Source organism: Nocardia sp. NPDC052316 (genome assembly GCF_044547795.1).
Lineage (GTDB): Bacteria > Actinomycetota > Actinomycetes > Mycobacteriales > Mycobacteriaceae > Nocardia.
Window position 1 is genome coordinate 1,168,202 of record NZ_JBIUBB010000001.1, and the last position, 18,737, is coordinate 1,186,938.

An 18,737-nucleotide genomic window follows, 5' to 3' on the forward strand; every position below is an offset into this window, starting at 1 on the left:
GATCAGGCCAGGCCACCGGGTTTTCCTAGTAGTTCGGCTAGCGCGGTGTCGATGAACCGGGTGTCTTCGGGATTGCTGCCGTGGCCGGCGAAGTGACCCCAGATCCCGGGGATCACCCGAAGTTCCGCGTTGCGCATGTGGCCGACCGCCCAGGCCTCGTCCTCCGGCGGGAAGTAGAGGTCCTTCTCGGCGGGCATGACCAGGGCGGTGGCCTTGATCGAGGCGAGGGCGGCCTCGGTGTCGCCGTCGAAGCCGGGCGTGCGGCCGACGTCGCCGTGCTGCCAGGTCCACAGCATGGTGAGCAGATTGTTCGGGTCGCGGCCGTCCAGGAAGAAGCCCTCCCAGAAGCCGATCAGGAAGTCCTCCAGCGAGGTGTAGCCGAGCTTCTCGTACTCCTTCTCCCAGTAGAAGGCCTGCGAGAAACCCCAGCCCGCGTAAACCCGTGCCAGGGCGCGTAGTCCGGTGGTCGGCCAGTTTTCGCCGTACCAGCCGCCTGCGAAAGCCGAGTCGGCGGTCAGCGCAGCCTTGACGCCTTCCAGGAAAACCTTGTTGTGGTCGCTGGTTCGGGCGGAGCCGCAGAACGGGGCGATCCGCTCCACCATGTCCGGGTAGCTCACCGCCCACTGGTAGGTCTGACCCGCGCCCATCGACCAGCCGGTCACCAGCGCCAATCGCTCGATGCCGAAACGCTCTGTCACCAAACGGTATTGCGCGGCCACCTGGTCGTACACCGTGATGTCGGGGAAGCGGGCCCGGTCATAGGGCTGCAGCGTGTTGCTCGGCGAGCTGGACAGGCCGTTGCCGATCATGTTCGGCACGATGATGAAGTACTCCGCCGGATCCAGCGCCATACCCGGCCCGATCAACCACTCGTTGTCCCAATGTCGCCCCGAGTACCACGTCGGATAGACAATGGCGTTGCTCTTGTCCGCATTGAGCTCACCATAGGTGGCGTACGTCAGGAAGGCACCACGCAGCGTGGCACCGTGCTGGGTGGTGAAGTCACCGAGATCGAAGATCTGGTGGTCGGTCATGAAGCGACTCGCTTTCGCAACGGGCGGAACAGGATTCAGCAGGTCCCAGCCGCCCGAGCGCACCATCCACCAACCAAACCCCTTCAATTGAAAATATTCTTACAGAAAATATTCCCCGCGAAGTAAATTTCGCATCACTCTTCGGACACCGCGAAAACCTCGACCAACGCAAACGGCCCCCGCTCCATGGAGGGAGCGGGGGCCGGATGTGTTGCGGTACCGGATTACCGGTAGTCGCTGAAACCGTAATCGTCCAGCGGGACCGCGGCACCGGTCGTCTGACCGAAGCTGTCCGGGCTGTAGTAGGTGTCGTCGTAGGACGGCACCGCGTACGCGGCGGCACGGGCTTCTTCGGTCGGCTGCACCGTGATGTTGCGGTAGCGGTTGATACCGGTACCGGCCGGGATCAGCTTGCCGATGATCACGTTCTCCTTGAGGCCGATGAGCTTGTCGGAGCGGCAGTTGATGGCCGCGTCCGTCAGCACTCGAGTGGTCTCCTGGAAGGACGCCGCCGACAGCCACGAATCCGTCGCGAGCGACGCCTTCGTGATACCCATCAGCACCGGGCGGCCCGCCGCGGGCTCGTTGCCCTCGGCGACGACGCGACGGTTGGAGGCCTCGAACTCGGACCGCTCGGTGAGCGAACCGGGCAGGAACTCCGTGGCACCCGAGTCGATGATCGTCACGCGACGCAGCATCTGGCGCACGATGACCTCGATGTGCTTGTCGTGGATCGACACACCCTGCGAGCGGTAGACCTCCTGGACCTCGTGGACCAGGTGGATCTGCACCTGACGGGGACCCATGATACGCAGCACCTCGTGCGGATCCGCCGCGCCTTCCAGCAACTGCTGGCCGACCTCGACGTGGTCACCATCGGAGAGCAGACGCTCGGTGCCGTCGTCGTGCTTGAAGACACGCAGACGCTGACGCTTCGAGAGCTTGTCGTAGACAACCTCTTCACCACCGTCATCCGGGATGATGGTGATCTTGTAGAAGCGATCGTCGTCCTCGAGCCGCACGCGACCGGAGACCTCGGCGATGGGCGCCTTGCCCTTCGGCACCCGAGCTTCGAAGAGCTCGGTGACGCGGGGCAGACCGCCGGTGATGTCATCGCCCGCGACACCACCCTGGTGGAAGGTACGCATGGTCAGCTGGGTACCGGGCTCACCGATGGACTGCGCGGCGACGATACCGACGGCCTCACCGATGTCGACCAGCTTGCCGGTCGCCATCGAGCGGCCGTAGCAGGTCGCACACACGCCGGTGCCGGTGGTGCAGGTCAGCACCGAGCGGACCCGCACCTCGGTGATGCCCGCGTCGAGCAGCGCCTCGATGGCCGGGTCGCCGAGGTCGGCGCCCTTACCGATGACGAGGTTGCCGTCGGCATCCACCGCATCCGACGCGAGCGTGCGAGCGTACGCGGAGGTTTCCACGTGCGGGTCCCGGATCAGCGAGCCATCCGCCTGCTTGTCGGCGATGTGCACGATGATGCCGCGCTCGGTGGCGCAGTCGTGCTCGCGCACGATCACGTCCTGCGAGACGTCCACCAGACGACGGGTCAGGTAACCCGAGTCGGCGGTACGAAGCGCGGTGTCGGCCAGACCCTTTCGCGCACCGTGCGTGTTGATGAAGTACTCGAGAACGGTCAGGCCCTCACGGAACGAGGACTTGATCGGCCGCGGGATGAACTCACCCTTCGGGTTGGTAACCAGGCCCTTCATACCGGCGAGGGTACGAGTCTGGGTGAAGTTACCGGTCGCGCCCGACTCGACGATCGCGATGATCGGGTTGTCCGGCGGGTAGTGCGCCCGCAACGCCGTACCGACCTCTTCGGTCGCTTCCTGCCAGATCTTGACCAAGGCGTTGTTGCGTTCCTTGTGATCCAAAGCACCACGCTGGTACTTCTTCTCGATCTGGTCGGCGAGCGCCTCGTAGCGCTCCATGATCTCGGTCTTCTCCGGCGGCACCAGCACGTCGGACATCGAGACCGTCACCCCGGACCGGGTGGCCCAGTAGAAGCCCGCGTCCTTCAGCTTGTCGACGGTCTGCGCGACCACGATCATCGGGTAGCGCTCGGCGAGATCGTTGATGATCGTCGCCTGACGCTTCTTCGGCATCGGCTCGTTGATGAACGCGTAGTCCGCGGGCAGCAGCTCGTTGAACAGCACGCGACCAAGGGTGGTCTCGGCAATCCACGCGTCGCCGCGGGTCCAGCCCTCCGGGAACAGCTTCGCCTCGATGTCCTTCGGCGGGCGCTGGTGGGTGAGGCGCACCTTGATCAGCGAACGCACGGTGAGCTCACCGCGGTCCACCGCCATCTGCGCCTCGGCGGGCGAGGAGTAGACGCCGAACTCGGCCTTGTCCTTGCCCGCGGCCTTGTACTCGCCCTTCGCACCCTCTTCGAGGCGGGTCAGGTAGTACAGGCCGGTCACCATGTCGAGACGCGGCATGGCGAGCGGTCGACCGGAGGCGGGCGAGAGGATGTTGTTCGAGGACAGCATCAGGATGCGAGCCTCGGCCTGCGCCTCCGCGGACAGCGGAAGGTGCACGGCCATCTGGTCACCGTCGAAGTCGGCGTTGAACGCTTCACAGACGAGCGGGTGCAGCTGGATCGCCTTACCCTCGACGAGCTGCGGCTCGAACGCCTGGATGCCGAGGCGGTGCAGGGTGGGCGCGCGGTTCAGCAGCACCGGGTGCTCGGCGATGACCTCTTCGAGGACATCCCACACCTGGGGACGCTGACGCTCGACCATCCGCTTGGCGGACTTGATGTTCTGCGCGTGGTTCAGGTCGACCAGACGCTTCATCACGAACGGCTTGAACAGCTCGAGCGCCATCAGCTTCGGCAGACCACACTGGTGCAGCTTCAGCTGCGGACCGACCACGATGACCGAACGGCCCGAGTAGTCGACGCGCTTACCGAGCAGGTTCTGCCGGAAACGACCCTGCTTGCCCTTGAGCAGATCGCTCAGCGACTTCAGCGGGCGGTTACCCGGTCCGGTGACCGGGCGGCCGCGACGACCGTTGTCGAACAGCGCGTCCACGGACTCCTGCAGCATCCGCTTCTCGTTGTTGACGATGATCTCGGGCGCGCCGAGGTCGATCAGTCGCTTGAGGCGGTTGTTGCGGTTGATCACGCGACGGTACAGGTCGTTCAGGTCGGAGGTGGCGAAGCGGCCACCGTCGAGCTGAACCATCGGGCGCAGCTCCGGCGGGATCACCGGAACGGCGTCGAGCACCATGCCCATCGGCGAGTTGCCGTTGGTCTGGAACGCCGCGACGACCTTGAGCCGCTTGAGCGCGCGCAGCTTCTTCTGGCCCTTACCGCTGCGGATGGTCTCCCGCAGGCTCTCGGCCTCGGCGTCGATGTCGAAGTTCTCCATCAGCTTCTGGATGGACTCCGCACCCATGGCACCGGTGAAGTATTCGCCGTAGCGGTCGATCAGCTCGCGGTAGAGCACCTCATCGACGATGAGCTGCTTGGGCGCCAGCTTGGTGAAGGTGGTCCAGATCTCGTCGAGCCGATCCAGCTCACGCTGCGAGCGGTCGCGCAGCTGACGCATCTCGCGCTCGCCGCCGTCCTTGACCTTGCGGCGCACGTCGGACTTGGCACCCTCGGCCTCGAGCTCGGCCAGGTCGGCCTCGAGCTTCTGGGCACGGGCCTCGAGGTCGGCGTCGCGCTGGTCGGCGACCGCCTTCTTCTCGACCTCCATCTCGGCTTCGAGCGTGCTGAGCTCGTTGTGGCGCAGCTCGTCGTCGACCGCGACGATGACGTAGGCGGCGAAGTAGATGATCTTTTCCAGATCCTTCGGCGCCAGGTCGAGCAGGTACCCGAGGCGCGAGGGCACGCCCTTGAAGTACCAGATGTGGGTGACCGGTGCGGCCAGCTCGATGTGGCCCATCCGCTCACGACGCACCTTGGCGCGAGTTACCTCGACGCCACAGCGCTCACAGATGATGCCCTTGAAGCGGACACGCTTGTACTTGCCGCAGTAGCACTCCCAGTCCCGGGTAGGACCGAAGATCTTCTCGCAGAAGAGCCCGTCCTTCTCCGGCTTGAGGGTGCGGTAGTTGATGGTCTCCGGCTTTTTCACCTCGCCGAAAGACCACTGGCGGATGTCGTCCGCGGTGGCAAGGCCGATCCGGAGTTCATCGAAGAAGTTGACGTCTAGCACGTAACTTCCTTTCCCCTATAAGGGTCGAATTCGAGCAAAAAGTTCACTAGTTGGTGGAACGCGGGGCCGGATGCCGTGCTGATCGTTTCAAGCGACCTGCAAGCAATCGCTACGGAGCGCAACGACACCCGGCCGACCGCCTAGTTCGCCAGATCGTCGACGGTGGCCGCTTCGTTCCTGGACAGGTTGATGCCCAGGTTCGCCGCGGCGCGCTCCAGATCCTCGTCGTCACCGTCGCGCATCTCGATCGCGGCGCCGTCGGAAGACAGCACCTCGACGTTGAGGCACAGCGACTGGAGTTCCTTGAGGAGCACCTTGAAGGACTCCGGAATGCCCGGCTCCGGAATGTTCTCGCCCTTGACGATCGCCTCGTAGACCTTGACGCGACCGACCACGTCGTCGGACTTGATCGTCAGCAGTTCCTGCAGCGTGTAGGCCGCGCCGTAGGCCTGCATGGCCCAGCACTCCATTTCGCCGAAGCGCTGACCACCGAACTGCGCCTTACCACCGAGCGGCTGCTGGGTGATCATCGAGTACGGGCCGGTCGAACGGGCGTGGATCTTGTCGTCGACCAGGTGGTGCAGCTTCAGGATGTACATGTAGCCGACCGCCACCGGGTACGGGAACGGCTCGCCGGAGCGGCCGTCGAGCAGGGTGGCCTTGCCGTTGTCGTCGACCATGCGCTCACCATCGCGGTTCGGCAGGGTCGAGGCGAGCAGACCGGTCAGCTCCTCCTCGCGGGCGCCGTCGAACACCGGGGTGGCGATGTTCGAGTCGGCCGGGGCCGCCAACATCTCCTCCGGCAGCGCCTTGGCCCAGTCGGGGCGAGCCCCGTCCGGACCGACGCCGACATCCCAGCCCGCCTTGCCGATCCACCCGAGGTGGGTCTCCAAGATCTGGCCGATGTTCATACGACGCGGCACACCGTGGGTGTTCAGGATGATGTCGACCGGGGTGCCGTCCGGCATGAACGGCATGTCCTCGGTCGGCAGGATCTTGCCGATAACACCCTTGTTGCCGTGGCGACCGGCGAGCTTGTCGCCGTCCTGGATCTTGCGCTTCTGCGCCACGTACACGCGCACCAGCTCGTTGACACCGGGCGGCAGATCGTCGTCGTCCTCGCGCGAGAACACGCGGATGCCGATGACCTTGCCGGACTCACCGTGCGGCACCTTCAGCGAGGTGTCGCGCACCTCGCGCGCCTTCTCACCGAAGATCGCGCGCAGCAGCCGCTCCTCGGGGGTCAGCTCGGTCTCACCCTTCGGGGTGACCTTGCCGACGAGGATGTCGCCGTCGCGCACCTCGGCGCCGATGCGCACGATGCCACGCTCGTCGAGGTCGGCGAGGACCTCGTCGGAGACGTTCGGGATGTCCCGGGTGATCTCCTCGGCACCGAGCTTGGTGTCACGCGCGTCGATCTCGTGCTCTTCGATGTGGATCGAGGTGAGAACGTCCTCTTCCACGAGGCGCTGCGACAGGATGATCGCGTCCTCGTAGTTGTGGCCTTCCCACGGCATGATCGCGACGAGCAGGTTCTTGCCCAGCGCCATCTCGCCGTTCTCGGTGCACGGACCGTCGGCAAGCACCTGGCCGACCTCGACCCGCTGGCCCTCGTCCACGATCGGCCGCTGGTTCGCGCAGGTGCCCTGGTTGGAGCGGGCGAACTTGCGCATCCGGTAGCTCTTGCGAGTCCCGTCGTCGGCCATCACGGTGACGTAGTCGGCGGAAACCTCCTCGACCACACCGCCCTTCTCGTTCACCACGACATCGCCCGCGTCGACAGCGGCGCGCAGCTCCATGCCGGTGCCCACCACGGGGGCCTCGGAACGGATCAGCGGAACCGCCTGGCGCTGCATGTTCGCGCCCATCAGGGCGCGGTTGGCGTCGTCGTGCTCGAGGAACGGGATCATGGCCGTCGCGACCGACACCATCTGGCGCGGCGAGACATCCATGTAGTCGACCTCATCGGCGGCGACGAGCTCGTTCTCCTCGTTGCCGCGGCGGCACAGCACCCGCTCCTCGAGGAAGCGACCTTCGGCATCGACCGGCGAGTTGGCCTGGGCCCGGACGTGCCGGTCCTCTTCGTCGGCGGTGAGGTACTTGACCTCGTCGGTCACCCGGCCGTCGACCACCTTGCGGTACGGCGTCTCGATGAAGCCGAACGGGTTGACCCGCGCGTACACCGACAGCGAACCGATCAGGCCGATGTTCGGGCCTTCCGGGGTCTCGATCGGGCACATCCGGCCGTAGTGCGAGGTGTGCACGTCACGGACTTCCAGGCCGGCCCGCTCACGGGACAGACCACCCGGGCCGAGCGCCGACAGGCGGCGCTTGTGGGTGAGACCCGACAGCGGGTTGTTCTGGTCCATGAACTGCGACAGCTGCGAAGTTCCGAAGAACTCCTTGATCGCGGCGACGACCGGGCGGATGTTGATCAGGGTCTGCGGCGTGATCGCCTCGACGTCCTGAGTCGTCATCCGCTCGCGGACCACGCGCTCCATGCGGGACAGACCGACCCGGATCTGGTTCTGGATCAGCTCGCCGACGGTACGCAGGCGACGGTTACCGAAGTGGTCGATGTCGTCGACGTCGACCGGGACCTCCTGACCGCCGGGGGCGGTCATCACGCGGTCACCCGCGTGCAGGCGGACCAGGTACTCGATCGTGCTGACGATGTCTTCCTTGGTGAGCACAGATCCGGTGACCTGCTCGCCGAGGTGGATACCCAGCTTCTTGTTGATCTTGTAGCGACCGACGCGGGCCAGGTCGTAGCGCTTCTCCTTGAAGAACAGGTTCTCCAGCAGGGTCTGCGCGGACTCCTTGGTCGGCGGCTCGCCCGGACGCAGCTTGCGGTAGATGTCCAGCAGCGCCTCGTCCTGACCGGCGGTGTTGTCCTTCTCCAGCGTCGACATCATGATCTCGGAGAAGCCGAAACGCTCGACGATCTCCTCGTTCGTCCAACCGAGCGCCTTGAGCAGCACGGTGACCGGCTGACGACGCTTGCGATCGATGCGCACACCAACGGTGTCGCGCTTATCGATGTCGAACTCCAGCCACGCGCCGCGCGACGGGATGACGCGCACGCTGTGCAGGTCCTTCTCGGTGGTCTTGTCGACGGAGTGGTCGAAGTAGACACCCGGCGAACGAACCAGCTGCGAGACGACGACGCGCTCGGTGCCGTTGATGATGAACGTGCCCTTGTCGGTCATCATCGGGAAATCTCCCATGAAGACCGTCTGGCTCTTGATCTCACCGGTGTTGTTGTTGATGAACTCCGCGGTGACGAACAACGGCGCCGCGTAGGTCATGTCCTTGTCTTTGCACTCGTCGATGGAGGCCTTGACCTCTTCGAACCGAGGGTCAGAGAAAGACAGGGACATCGAGCCGGAGAAGTCCTCGATCGGCGAAAGCTCCTCGAGCACCTCCTCGAGTCCCCCGACTAGCCCGACATCGCCGCGAAGGGCGACCTTTTCACGCCATGACGGCGAACCGATCAACCATGCAAATGAGTCCGTCTGTAGATCGAGAAGTCCGGGCACCTCCAAGGGTTCACGGATCTTCGCGAAAGACACCCGCAATGGGGCTCCGGGGATTCCGGCAACTGCCTTGGTCTGGGTGGAGACTGCCAAGATGCGTCCTTCCAGCACCTCACGCGCGCCGCGTGGTGGTCCGCGACCGTCGCTTGTCTGCTACGAATTCCGCTGGTTACAACCCGAACGAAACCCGAACAGGCAACAACGGAAGTAACACCGGAAGGTGGAACTTTCGTGTGCAAATCGAGGTATGGACAGGAGGCAGCCAGCGCAACGTCCAACCGTACACCAACCGTCACGGGGGTGTCAACCTACCACCCGTGCGCACATTCACGTGGCTGGCGCGCCGTGTCCGAATCGCTGGCTGCGTCGAGGACGACGGGGCGTAATGGAGCCACTGTGACAGCTGCCGCTGTTGTGAATAGCGTGACGGCTTCAGCGAAACTCGTCAAGTAGACGGCGCCGACCAGGGCCTAGCGAGATCGACTGGGCCGCTGGACGATCACTGGTCGACGATGTCGCTGGCCAGCCAGCGATCGCCTACCTTCTGCATGTGCAGCACGACCGGACCCGCCACGCTCTGCTGCGCGGCGCCGTTCTTCGTGGCGCTGACGACCAGGTTGACAAGCAGCTCGGCCCGATCAGCGGTGAGCAAAGTCACAGCGATGGGTTCCGCTTTGGCATCGGCGCTGGTCTGGGCCTGTTTTACCGCCGAGATGGTGGTGTCGGCGTACTTGTCCAGATCGGCCAGCATCTTGCCCGTGAGCACCTGGCGCGCCGTGTCCCGGTAGCCGTCGATGTGCTGCACGTCGTAGGCGTAGACCGTCTTCAGCGCGTGATCGGCGGCCGCGCGCACCTCCTCGGTGGCCTTGTTGTCGACGAAGGCCTTGTTCGAATCGTCGACGCCGGGGCGCGACGCGGCGACCGTGGCGAAGCCGCCGAGCAACACCGCGGCGATCAGGCAGGCGGCGACGAGGGACCAGAACGAGCGTCCCGACTTGCCCGCGCCGGCGCCGCGGCGGAGCTTCCTTCCGACGCTGACGCGCTCGCCCTGCTCGGGCTGCCGCGCTGCGGGGGCCGGGCGCGCCGCGGCGGGTCGCGTGGTGCCCGTCACCCGCGGCTTGCGGCTCGGCGTGCTGCGCGGCGCGGCGGCGCGGGGCTGCTGGTCGCCGGCCGGGCGGCGCTTGGAGGTGACCCGGTTGATCGGTTTGCGAGAGGTCATGACTGCTTCTCCTACGATCCCGGCTTGGGCGCGGCGGGCGGCTGGTCGGCGGGCGGCGCCTGCGGGGACTGGTTCTGGCCACCGCTCAGCAGCACCGGCTGGCTGAGCGAGGAGATCTGCTCGGCCTTCCAGACCTCGCCGGTCTTGGTCACGTCGACATTCCAGGTGTAGCGGTAGTCGGCGGGCGGCTTGTCCTTGCCGTGCTCGGTCACCTGCAGCACGACCAAGGCGGAGGCCTTGTCGTTCTCGCTGTTCAGGGTGGTCAGCGCGGAACCGAGCACCTTGGACGTCATGCCGACACCGGTCTGCTTGGCCAGCGTCTCGGCCTGGTCCTTGTTCTTGTCGGCCGAGTCGAGCAGCGCGCCGGTCATCGAGGAGCGGGCCAGCGCCAGCGAGCCGGGGACGTCGTCGAGGTTCATCGAGGTCATGTTGAGCGCGGCCTGGCGGGCGGCGTCGAGCGCGGTGTCGCGGGCGTCGGCGCGCGGGGCATCGCTGATCGCGGCGCGCACCCAGCCGGTGCCGAACCAGACGGCGGCGACGAGCGCGACGACCAGTGCCGCGGCGGAGCCGATCAGCGCACAGCCACGAAGGAGACCCGTGCGGCCGGATGGCGCGGCCGGAGCCTCAGCAACCACGTCGGATTCCGCCACGCCGTCGGCGGGGTCCGGTGATTCCTGCGGCTCGGCGGAATCGAGCTGCTTCGTCAAATCAGCACTCACGCTGGCCACCCTAACGTCATCGTTGCTGGTCACCGCTTCGGCGTGACTCCCATCAAGGTGGCGAGCTGCACGGCGATCGGAGTCAGGTTCAGCCGTTCCGGATCGGTCTTCGGGGTCGAATCCCACGGCTGCTCGACCCTCGGATCGGCGAGATCGGCCCGTTCACCGCCGCGCACGGCGGTCGGGTTACCTTGCGGCACAAGGCACTTGGCGTCCTTGTTGAAGGGGAACTCGTCGCGCGTGTCGTCGAAGTCCGGGTTCTGCGCCTTCATCTGTTCGAGGATCCGCTGCGTTCCCTCGTACCCGACGGTACAGGCGGGCGGATTGTTGGCCTCGAGCACCAGACCGAAGTGCGTGGTCCCGTCGCCGGGCGCGGTGGCCGACCCACCGATCGACAGCTGCGGCAGGAACTGCAGCAGCGGCCGGATCGCATAGAACTTGGGCGAGATGGCCTGCAGCAGCAGCCGCAGGTTCGCCAAATCCTGGGTGAGGGTGCCGCCGCTCTCCCGCAGCAACGCGTCGACCTGCTGGCCCGCGTCGGTGCCCGTACCGATGAGCCTGCGGATGTCCGGATCGCTGGAGCGAAGTTGCGCGGTGAGTTTGTCCAGGCCGTCGCTGAACTCACGGATGGCGCCGGACTGCTCGGCCTGGGTGCCGAGCACGATCTTGCTGTCGCGGATCAGCTGGATGGTCTGCGGCAGCGTCTCGTGGAACGTGCTGGTGAACTTGTTCAGCGAATCGACGAAGACCTGCAGATCGTCGCCCTTGCCGTCGAACGCCTTTCCGAGTTCGCGCACGGTGGTGTTCAACGCGGCCAAATCCACCGACCGGGTGAAGGAGTCCACGCTGGCGACCAGCTGCTCCACCGGCACCGGCGTGGTCGCCGAGGTGATCACCGAATTGTCGTGCAGGTAAGGCCCGGTATCGGTGTCCGGCTGCAGATCGACGTACTGCTCGCCGATCGCGGAACGGTTGGCCACCACGGCTTTCGCGGTCGCGGGAATCTTCGGCGAGCCCGAGTCGATGATGAGGTGCATCAGCACGCCGTCGCCGGTGAGTTCCAGCTGCCCGACCCGGCCGACCGGCACGCCGCGGTAGGTCACCTCGGCGCCCTTGTAGATGCCGCCGGTCTGCGCCGCCTGCACCCGCACGTCGTACTGACCGAAGCCGAGCATGTGGTCGAGCCGAATGTATTTGGCGCCGACGTACACCACGCCGACCACCGCGACGACGGCGAACGCGATCAACTGCCAGCGGACCAACTTCGTCATCGGGGACCACCCACTCCCAGCTGCTCCAGAATCGCGCCCACCGGATTCGGCGGTACGCCCGGCGCGGGCGGCTGCGCCATGTTCGGCGGTAGCGGCAGGATCGACACCGTCGGCCACCCCGGCCGCGGGCCGTTGCCGTTGTAGTACGGGTTGGTCGGGTTCACCGGCACCGGCGGGCCGAGCGGCGGCGTGTACACCGGATCCGGTTTGCCGACACCGAGATTGCTCAGCGTGACGCCGATCTGCTGATCCACCGACAGCCAGGTGTTCACCGACCCGCCGAAGGTGGACTCCAGCGTGGAGTCGGGGAACGGATAGGTCGGGATCAGCGGCAATGCGGTGATCAGATCCGGGGCGGCCTTGCCGAGCTCCTGCAGGGTTGGGCGCAACGAGGTCAGATCACGGATGAGGTCGTCCTTCGAGTGGTTCAGCACGTCGAAGCCTGCCTCGCCGACCCGATCCAGCTGGCTGAGCAGCCCGACCAGTTGGGGGCGCTGCTCCTCGAGGATCTTGACCCCCTGCGGCAGCTCGTCGAGGATCTTGCCGATCTGCTCGGTTTGGCTGCTCACCCGGCTGCTCAGCACATCGAGCCCGTCGAGGGCCCTCGTGATGTCGTTGACCTGGTCGTCGAGGCCCTTGATCAGGATGTTGGCCTGCTCGAGCAGCGAACGCACCCGATCCTCGCGGCCGCCGATGGTCTTGTTCAGCTCGGTGACGATCGGCTGCAGCTGTGCGACACCACCACCGTTGAGCAGCAACGACATCGCGCCGAGCACCTGCTCGATCTCGGTGGCGTGCCGGGTGTTGGCGACCAGGATGGTCGAACCGTCGGTCAGCTTCTTCGCGTCCGGCTCGGCCGCGGGCTTGGACAGCTCGATGAACTTCTCGCCGAGCAGATTCGACTGACGTACTTCGGCCCGCGCGTTGGCGGGCAGGTCGACCGAGGAGTTCACCACGGTGCGCACGGTCGCCGTCCACTGGTCCTTGCCGATCGTGATGTCCTCGACCCGGCCCACCGGCAGACCCTCGACCTTCACCGCGGACTGCGGCACCAGGTCGAGCACGTCGTCGAACTGGATGTCGATGCGCATCGGGTGCTCGCCGACATCGGCGCCGCCGGGCAGCGGGACGCTGTAGATGCCGTCGGAGGAGCACGAGGCGACCAGCGCCGCGGCCAGCCCGAGGGCCATTGCCGTGCCGATACCTCTTGTGACGGAACGGATTCGGTGACTCACCGTTCACCTCCCTGCGACGGCGGCAGCCGATCCGACGGGACGCCGGGCACGGTGCCCGGCACCGGTGCCCGCTGCTGGTTCTCGCCGCTGAGGATGCCGAACGGCAGGATCAGCGTCGGCGTCTGCACCCCGGCGGTGATCTGGTCGGAGATCTCCTTGCAGTGGTCCAGGATCGGGCGCATCTGCCTGCCGAGGGCCTCGAACTGCGGATCACCCGGCCGCAACTTGGACACGTCGATCAACTTGCACATGACACCGAACGGGTCCTGCAGATCGGTGAAGTTGGCGCGCATGTCCAGGGTGCCGGATTCGGCGTTATGGATATTGATCAGGTTGCTGAGCGCCAGCGGCAGCACCGGCAGCGCCGCGGCCAGGTCGTCACGCTGATCCGACAGGGTCTTGGTGAGCGTGACCAGGCCTTCGGCATTGCTGGCGATCAGGTCGCGGTTGTTGTCGATGAACCTGGCGACGTCACCGAGCGCGACAGACAGCAGATTCAGCGCGGCGCCGAGATCGTCGCGTTCGCTCGCCAGGAAGCTGGACAGATCGGCCAGCTGCCCATTGAACTGGCGCACCTGCGCGTCGTTCTGGGCCAGCATGGCGACGAAGCTCTGCAGATTCTTGACGGTGTCGAAGATGTCGCCGCGGGCGTCGGACAGGTACTTGGCGGCCTTGGACAGCTGGGTGAGGCTGTTGCCCAGCGCCTCGCCGTTGCCGTCCAGGTTGGCGGCGCCCGTGCGCACCAGCTCGTTGACCGCGCCCTCTTTGTTGGCACCGTTGGGGCCCAGCGCATCCGAGAGTTCGGTGATGCTCTTGTACAACTGGTCCACCTCGACCGGGGTGACCGTGCGATCGCGCGGAATGGTCGCGGTGCGCGGCATTTTCGGCCCGCCGGTGTAGACCGGGGTCAGCTGGATGTAGCGGTCGGACACGATCGAGGGCGTGATCTGCGCGGCCCGCGCCTCGGCCGGGACGTCGTAGGAGCGATCGACGCTCATGACGATCTTGACCTGATCGCCCTGCGGCTCGACCGAGTCCACCCGGCCGACCGGCACCCCGAGCACCCGCACGTCCGAGCCCTCGTAGATGCCGACCGAGCGATCGAAATACGCGGTGATCTTGGTGGTGGTCAGCCGGTCGAACGTCCACCACAGCACTGCGGCGGCGACCACGGCCACCACGACGACGAGCGCGATGGTGATCTTGGTGCCGCGGCCCGCAGCGCGCAGCGCCTGCAACCGGTCCGCCATGTCAGTTACCTCCCATGTTGCGGATCGGCGGACGGGCACCGGGGATCTCCGGCAGCGCGGGCGGGATCAAGTTGACGATCACCGCGTCGAACCAGCGGCCGGTACCGAGCACATTGGCGTAGATCCCGTAGAACGGCGCCGCGAGCTCCAAGGTCTTGGCGATGTTCTGCTGGTTGGCGTTCAGCAGATCGATCGAGCCGCGCAGGTTCTTCAGCGCGGGGCCGATCTGCTCCTCGTTGTCGTGCACCAGCGCGGTGAGTTCGGCCGACACCGTCTTGGCGCCGGAGAGCAGCTGCGCGATCGACTGCTGCCGGATATTGAGCTCGGCCAGCAGCTGTCCACCGTTGGCGAGCAACCGCTCGAACTCCGCGTTGCGATCGGCGAGCACCTTGGTGGTCTGCCTGGTCGCGGCGAACAGCTTCTTCAGTTCCTCGTCGCGTTTGGCCAGCGTCTCCGACAGGCGCGCGACGCCGTCGATGGAGCCGCGCAGCTCCGGCGGCGTGGTGGCGAACGCGTCGGAGAGCACCCGCATGCTGGTGGCCAGCTGCGCGGTGTCGATCTGATCGATGTTCTTCGCCGCGTCGCTGAAGGCGTCCACCACGTCATACGGAGAGACGGTGCGCGACAACGGAATCCGGGTCGCCGGGTCGGCCGCGCGGGAGCCCTTCGGGTCCAGCGCCAGGTACTTCTGGCCGAGCACGGTCTTGATCTGGATCGAGGCGGTGGTCTCGCTGCCGATCCAGGCGTCCTGGGTGCGGAAGTCGACCAGCACCTTGGCGCCGTCGAGGCGCACGTCGGACACCGAACCGACCTTCACGCCCGCGATGCGGACCTCGTTGCCCTTCTTCAGACCTGCGGCCTCGGAGAATTCGGCGGTGTACTTGGTGCCCGCGCCGATGATCGGCAGCCGGTCGAGGAAGAACGCCGACACCGTCACCAGCAGCACCATCGCGAGGCCGAGCACCCCCATGAAGACGGGGCTGCGGCGTCCGAGCAGAATCCGGTCGTCCATCAGCGGGCCTTCCCGGAGCAGCGCGGCGCGGCGTTGGTGTAGAGCGGCTGGTTGATCGTCGGCAGTCCGGCGGGCAGGTTCAGCTGCGGCGCGTCCACCGCGCCGGGGCCGACGACGATGTCGATACCGCACAGATAGAACTGGAACCAGGAGCCGTAACTGCCTACCCGGCCGAGCTTCTCCATCTTGATCGGCAGGTTGGCCAGCACGGCGTTCACGTCGTCGCTTCGCTCGTTCATGGTGCCGGTGAGCTGGCTCAGTCCGGCGATCGAACCCTGCAGTGTCGGGCGAACGGGGACGAGCAGGTCGGCGGTGGCCGAGGCCAGATTGCCGAGCGAGGTCACCGAGCGCCCGATCGTGTCGCGTTCCGCGGACAGCCCGCTGACCAGCGCCTCGGTATTGACGATGAGCTGGTTGAACTGGTCGTCGCGCTGGTTGACCGTGTCCAGCACGGTGGTCAGGTTGCGGACGAGCTCACCGATCACGGCGTCCTTGTCCGCGATCTTGTTGGTCAGGCTCGCGGTGGTGGCCACCAGGTCGTGGATCGTGCCCTGCTCGCCCTGGAACACCTGGATGATCTCGAAGGAAAGCTTGTTCACGTCGTCGGCGGTCAGCGTGCGGAACAGCGGGCGGAAGCCGTTGAACAGGGTGGTCAGGTTGAGCGCGGGATTGGTGCGCTCCAGCGGAATGGTGCCGCCCGCGTTGAGCTTGCGGCCCTGCTCACCGGTGCCCTGCTCCAGCGCGATGTAGCGCTGGCCGACCAGGTTGCGGTAGCGGATGCTCGCGGTGGTCGAGGCGGGCAGCCAATCGCGGTCGGTGAGTTCGAATTTCACCTCGGCGAGGCGCTTGTCCACGATCGAGACGTCGGTGACCTTGCCGACCCGCACTCCGGCGATACGCACCTCGTCCCCCGCGTTCAGTGAGGTGACATCGGTGAAGCGAGCCTTGAACTTGGTGCCGCCACCGCTGTAGTTGGCGATGGACAGCCCGAGCATCGTGGTGGCGAACAACGTCACGATGACGAAGATGATCAGCTTGGTCAGCGGCCCGCCCAAGCCGCGCAGTGTCTGCTTCATCGCACACTCACCTCGCTGCCACGGAACGCGGGCGCGCCGGCCCTGGTCACCCAGCTCGGCACTTGATCAGGCGAGACACCGTGTGCCGCACCGTAAATCGCGCCGAGCGACTGCTGCTCCAGCGGCGAGCCCGCGATGGTCGCGACATTGCCCGCCGGGTAGACCCCGAACTGCGGCGGCGAAAGCTTGCCCGTCTCCTGGTCGCCGGGGTTACGGCTCGGCACCGCGTAGGAGCCGTCGTTGTTGGCGCCGCCGGTGTACTGGCCCGGGTCGACGCCGAGCGGCTTCTCCGGAATACACCACGGCCCACGGTCATCCAGCCATCGCGGCTCGTCCTGGTTCGGCAGGTACCTGCCGCGCGGGTTGGTCAACTCGATGGTCACCCGGGAGCCGGGGTGCTCGCTGCCCTTGCCGAGGATCTCGTCGATGCGCGGCTTGAGCTGTGCGAAGTTCGCCATCACGCACGGGAAGGTGGGCGAGTAGGTGGCCAGCATTTCCAGCAGCGGGCGCGAGTCGGCGGACAGGTCGATGATGTTGTCGCGGTTGGCGACCAGGAAATCGGCGGTGTTCGACGAGGCGGGTGTCAGCACCGCGTACAGCGAGTCGATGTCCCAGCGGCGCTGCACCACGGTCGCGTTGGTGGTGCGCAGGTTGTCCAGCGCATTGACCAGCTGCGGCGCGGCGTCGGAGTAGGTGGCGGCCACCTCGGCGAAGCTACGCAGGTCTTCCTGCAGGTCCGGCAGCACGCCGTTGACCTGACGGAAGATGTTGTCCAGCTTGTCCACACTCTCGCCGAGCGCGCCGCCCTGACCGGACAGCGCCTGCGAGAGCGCGCCGAGGGTGGCGGCGAGGTCCTGCGGCGGAATCGCCTGCAGCAGCGGCATCAGGTCGTCGAGCAGCTTGCTCAGCTCGATCGCGTTGCCGCTCTTGTCCTGCTGCAGCACCACGCCGTTGGTCAGGTGCGCCGCGCTGCGGTCGGCGGGGATCACCAGATCCACATACCGCTCGCCGAACAGCGTCTTCGGCAGCAGCCGGGCGGTCGCGTTGGCCGGGATCTGGTCCGCCTTGTCCGGCTGGATGGCGAGGTTCAGTGTCACCCTGCCGTTCTCGGAGTAGCTGGACCGCACCTCACCGACGCTGATGCCGCGCACCTTCACGTCCGCGTTCTTGGTCAGCGCGTTGCCGACGCTGTCGGTGACCAGGTCGACGTCGACCGTCTTCACGAACTGCTTGTTGTATATCGCGATGGTGGTAGCCAGGAACAGCGCGACGACCACGAAGAACGCGATGCCCAGCAACCGGACGCGCAGCTTCTCGGTCGACCGCCAAGCCTGCACGCCGCGCGGCCCACCCGTCGCCCGACCGCCACCCCTCACCGAATCGCTACGCGATGCTGTGCTCATCCGGCCACCCGCACGGTCGTCGTGGTCCCCCAAATCGCCAAGCTGAGGAAGAAATCGAGCACGTTCACCAGCACGATGGCGGCCCGCACCGCGCGGCCGACCGCGACGCCGACACCGGCCGGTCCGCCGGTGGCGTGGAATCCGTAGTAGCAGTGCACCATGATGATCACGAACGCGAAGACCAGCACCTTGAGGAACGAATAGAGCACGTCCTCAGGTGGTAGGAACAGGCTGAAGTAGTGGTCGTAGGAGCCGCTGGACTGCCCGTTGAACCAGATGCTGATCATCCGCGAGGCCAGGAAGGTGCCGAGCAGGCCGACGATGTACAGCGGGATCACCGCGAGGAAGCCCGCGATCACCCGGGTGGTGACCAGGAACGGCACGCCGGGCACCGCCATCACCTCGAGCGCGTCGATCTCCTCGGAGATCCGCATCGCGCCGAGCTGCGCGGTGAAACCACAGCCAACGGTCGCCGACAGCGCCAGAGCCGCGACCAGCGGCGCGATCTCGCGGGTGTTGATATAGGCGGTGAGGAAGCCGGTGAGCACGGAACTGCCGAGCGCGTCCAGCGCCTTGAAGCCCTGCAGGCCGACGACGACGCCGACCGAGCCCGACATGAAAACGATGACGCCGATGGTGCCGCCGATCACCGCGAGCGCGCCGCTGCCGAAGGTCACCTCGGCGAGCAGCCGCATGACCTCCTTGCGGTAATGCACGGCGGTGCGCGGGATCCAGGCGATGGCGCGCGAGTAGAACGACATCTGCTCGCCGGCCCGGTCGATCACCTTCAGCGGTGCGCGCACG

General features: G+C 66.3%; 12 protein-coding genes. All 12 read right to left on the bottom strand.

The window, feature by feature from the left end; genetic code table 11:
* Nucleotides 1-2: 2 nt before the first annotated feature.
* The 12 genes from ACIHA7_RS05330 to ACIHA7_RS05385 all read right to left on the bottom strand — a co-directional run bounded on the left by ACIHA7_RS05330 (nucleotide 3) and on the right by ACIHA7_RS05385 (nucleotide 18,694).
* Nucleotides 3-1,034, bottom strand: coding sequence for an alpha/beta fold hydrolase (locus tag ACIHA7_RS05330; protein WP_397285758.1), 1,032 nt, complete (start codon nucleotides 1,032-1,034; stop codon nucleotides 3-5).
* A 224-nt stretch (nucleotides 1,035-1,258) separates the two neighbouring features.
* Complete coding sequence (locus ACIHA7_RS05335; protein WP_397285760.1) at nucleotides 1,259-5,212, bottom strand: DNA-directed RNA polymerase subunit beta'; 3,954 nt, start codon at nucleotides 5,210-5,212, stop codon at nucleotides 1,259-1,261.
* Between the two features lie 140 nt (nucleotides 5,213-5,352).
* Nucleotides 5,353-8,859: a DNA-directed RNA polymerase subunit beta gene (locus ACIHA7_RS05340; RefSeq protein ID WP_397285762.1), complete on the bottom strand. Its 3,507-nt coding sequence runs from the start codon at nucleotides 8,857-8,859 to the stop codon at nucleotides 5,353-5,355.
* A 388-nt stretch (nucleotides 8,860-9,247) separates the two neighbouring features.
* On the bottom strand, nucleotides 9,248-9,967 hold the full coding sequence (locus ACIHA7_RS05345) for a hypothetical protein (RefSeq protein ID WP_397285764.1): 720 nt from the start codon (nucleotides 9,965-9,967) through the stop codon (nucleotides 9,248-9,250).
* A gap of 11 nt (nucleotides 9,968-9,978) precedes the next feature.
* Nucleotides 9,979-10,686 carry a hypothetical protein gene (locus tag ACIHA7_RS05350; RefSeq protein WP_397285766.1) on the bottom strand — a complete coding sequence of 236 codons (708 nt, stop codon included), beginning with the start codon at nucleotides 10,684-10,686 and terminating at the stop codon, nucleotides 9,979-9,981.
* Nucleotides 10,687-10,715: 29 nt separating this feature from the next.
* Nucleotides 10,716-11,957: an MCE family protein gene (locus tag ACIHA7_RS05355; RefSeq protein WP_397285768.1), complete on the bottom strand. Its 1,242-nt coding sequence runs from the start codon at nucleotides 11,955-11,957 to the stop codon at nucleotides 10,716-10,718.
* Entirely contained in the window at nucleotides 11,954-13,147 is a 1,194-nt protein-coding gene (locus ACIHA7_RS05360; protein ID WP_397286528.1) for an MCE family protein, read from the bottom strand. Before ACIHA7_RS05360 ends, ACIHA7_RS05355 begins: the two co-directional genes overlap by 4 nt.
* Nucleotides 13,148-13,188: 41 nt before the next feature.
* Nucleotides 13,189-14,442 carry an MCE family protein gene (locus tag ACIHA7_RS05365; RefSeq protein ID WP_397285772.1) on the bottom strand — a complete coding sequence of 418 codons (1,254 nt, stop codon included), beginning with the start codon at nucleotides 14,440-14,442 and terminating at the stop codon, nucleotides 13,189-13,191.
* A 1-nt stretch (nucleotide 14,443) separates the two neighbouring features.
* Nucleotides 14,444-15,454, bottom strand: a complete 1,011-nt coding sequence (locus ACIHA7_RS05370) for an MCE family protein (protein WP_397285774.1) — start codon at nucleotides 15,452-15,454, stop codon at nucleotides 14,444-14,446.
* Nucleotides 15,454-16,530: an MCE family protein gene (locus tag ACIHA7_RS05375; RefSeq protein WP_397285776.1), complete on the bottom strand. Its 1,077-nt coding sequence runs from the start codon at nucleotides 16,528-16,530 to the stop codon at nucleotides 15,454-15,456. Before ACIHA7_RS05375 ends, ACIHA7_RS05370 begins: the two co-directional genes overlap by 1 nt.
* Nucleotides 16,527-17,933, bottom strand: a complete 1,407-nt coding sequence (locus tag ACIHA7_RS05380) for an MCE family protein (RefSeq protein ID WP_397285778.1) — start codon at nucleotides 17,931-17,933, stop codon at nucleotides 16,527-16,529. The genes ACIHA7_RS05375 and ACIHA7_RS05380 overlap by 4 nt, the downstream gene beginning before the upstream one ends.
* On the bottom strand, nucleotides 17,930-18,694 hold the full coding sequence (locus ACIHA7_RS05385) for an ABC transporter permease (protein WP_226887528.1): 765 nt from the start codon (nucleotides 18,692-18,694) through the stop codon (nucleotides 17,930-17,932). Before ACIHA7_RS05385 ends, ACIHA7_RS05380 begins: the two co-directional genes overlap by 4 nt.
* Between the last annotated feature and the right edge of the window lie 43 nt (nucleotides 18,695-18,737).

Bases quoted from the DNA above. Each gene is read 5' to 3' on its own strand.
- ACIHA7_RS05345 (WP_397285764.1), bottom strand. From the start codon at position 9,967: ATGACCTCTCGCAAACCGATCAACCGGGTCACCTCCAAGCGCCGCCCG.
- ACIHA7_RS05370 (WP_397285774.1), bottom strand. From the start codon at position 15,454: ATGGACGACCGGATTCTGCTCGGACGCCGCAGCCCCGTCTTCATGGGG.
- ACIHA7_RS05360 (WP_397286528.1), bottom strand. From the start codon at position 13,147: ATGGCCCTCGGGCTGGCCGCGGCGCTGGTCGCCTCGTGCTCCTCCGAC.
- ACIHA7_RS05375 (WP_397285776.1), bottom strand. From the start codon at position 16,530: ATGAAGCAGACACTGCGCGGCTTGGGCGGGCCGCTGACCAAGCTGATC.
- ACIHA7_RS05330 (WP_397285758.1), bottom strand. From the start codon at position 1,034: ATGACCGACCACCAGATCTTCGATCTCGGTGACTTCACCACCCAGCAC.
- ACIHA7_RS05380 (WP_397285778.1), bottom strand. From the start codon at position 17,933: ATGAGCACAGCATCGCGTAGCGATTCGGTGAGGGGTGGCGGTCGGGCG.
- ACIHA7_RS05355 (WP_397285768.1), bottom strand. From the start codon at position 11,957: ATGACGAAGTTGGTCCGCTGGCAGTTGATCGCGTTCGCCGTCGTCGCG.
- ACIHA7_RS05385 (WP_226887528.1), bottom strand. From the start codon at position 18,694: ATGTCGTTCTACTCGCGCGCCATCGCCTGGATCCCGCGCACCGCCGTG.
- ACIHA7_RS05365 (WP_397285772.1), bottom strand. From the start codon at position 14,442: ATGGCGGACCGGTTGCAGGCGCTGCGCGCTGCGGGCCGCGGCACCAAG.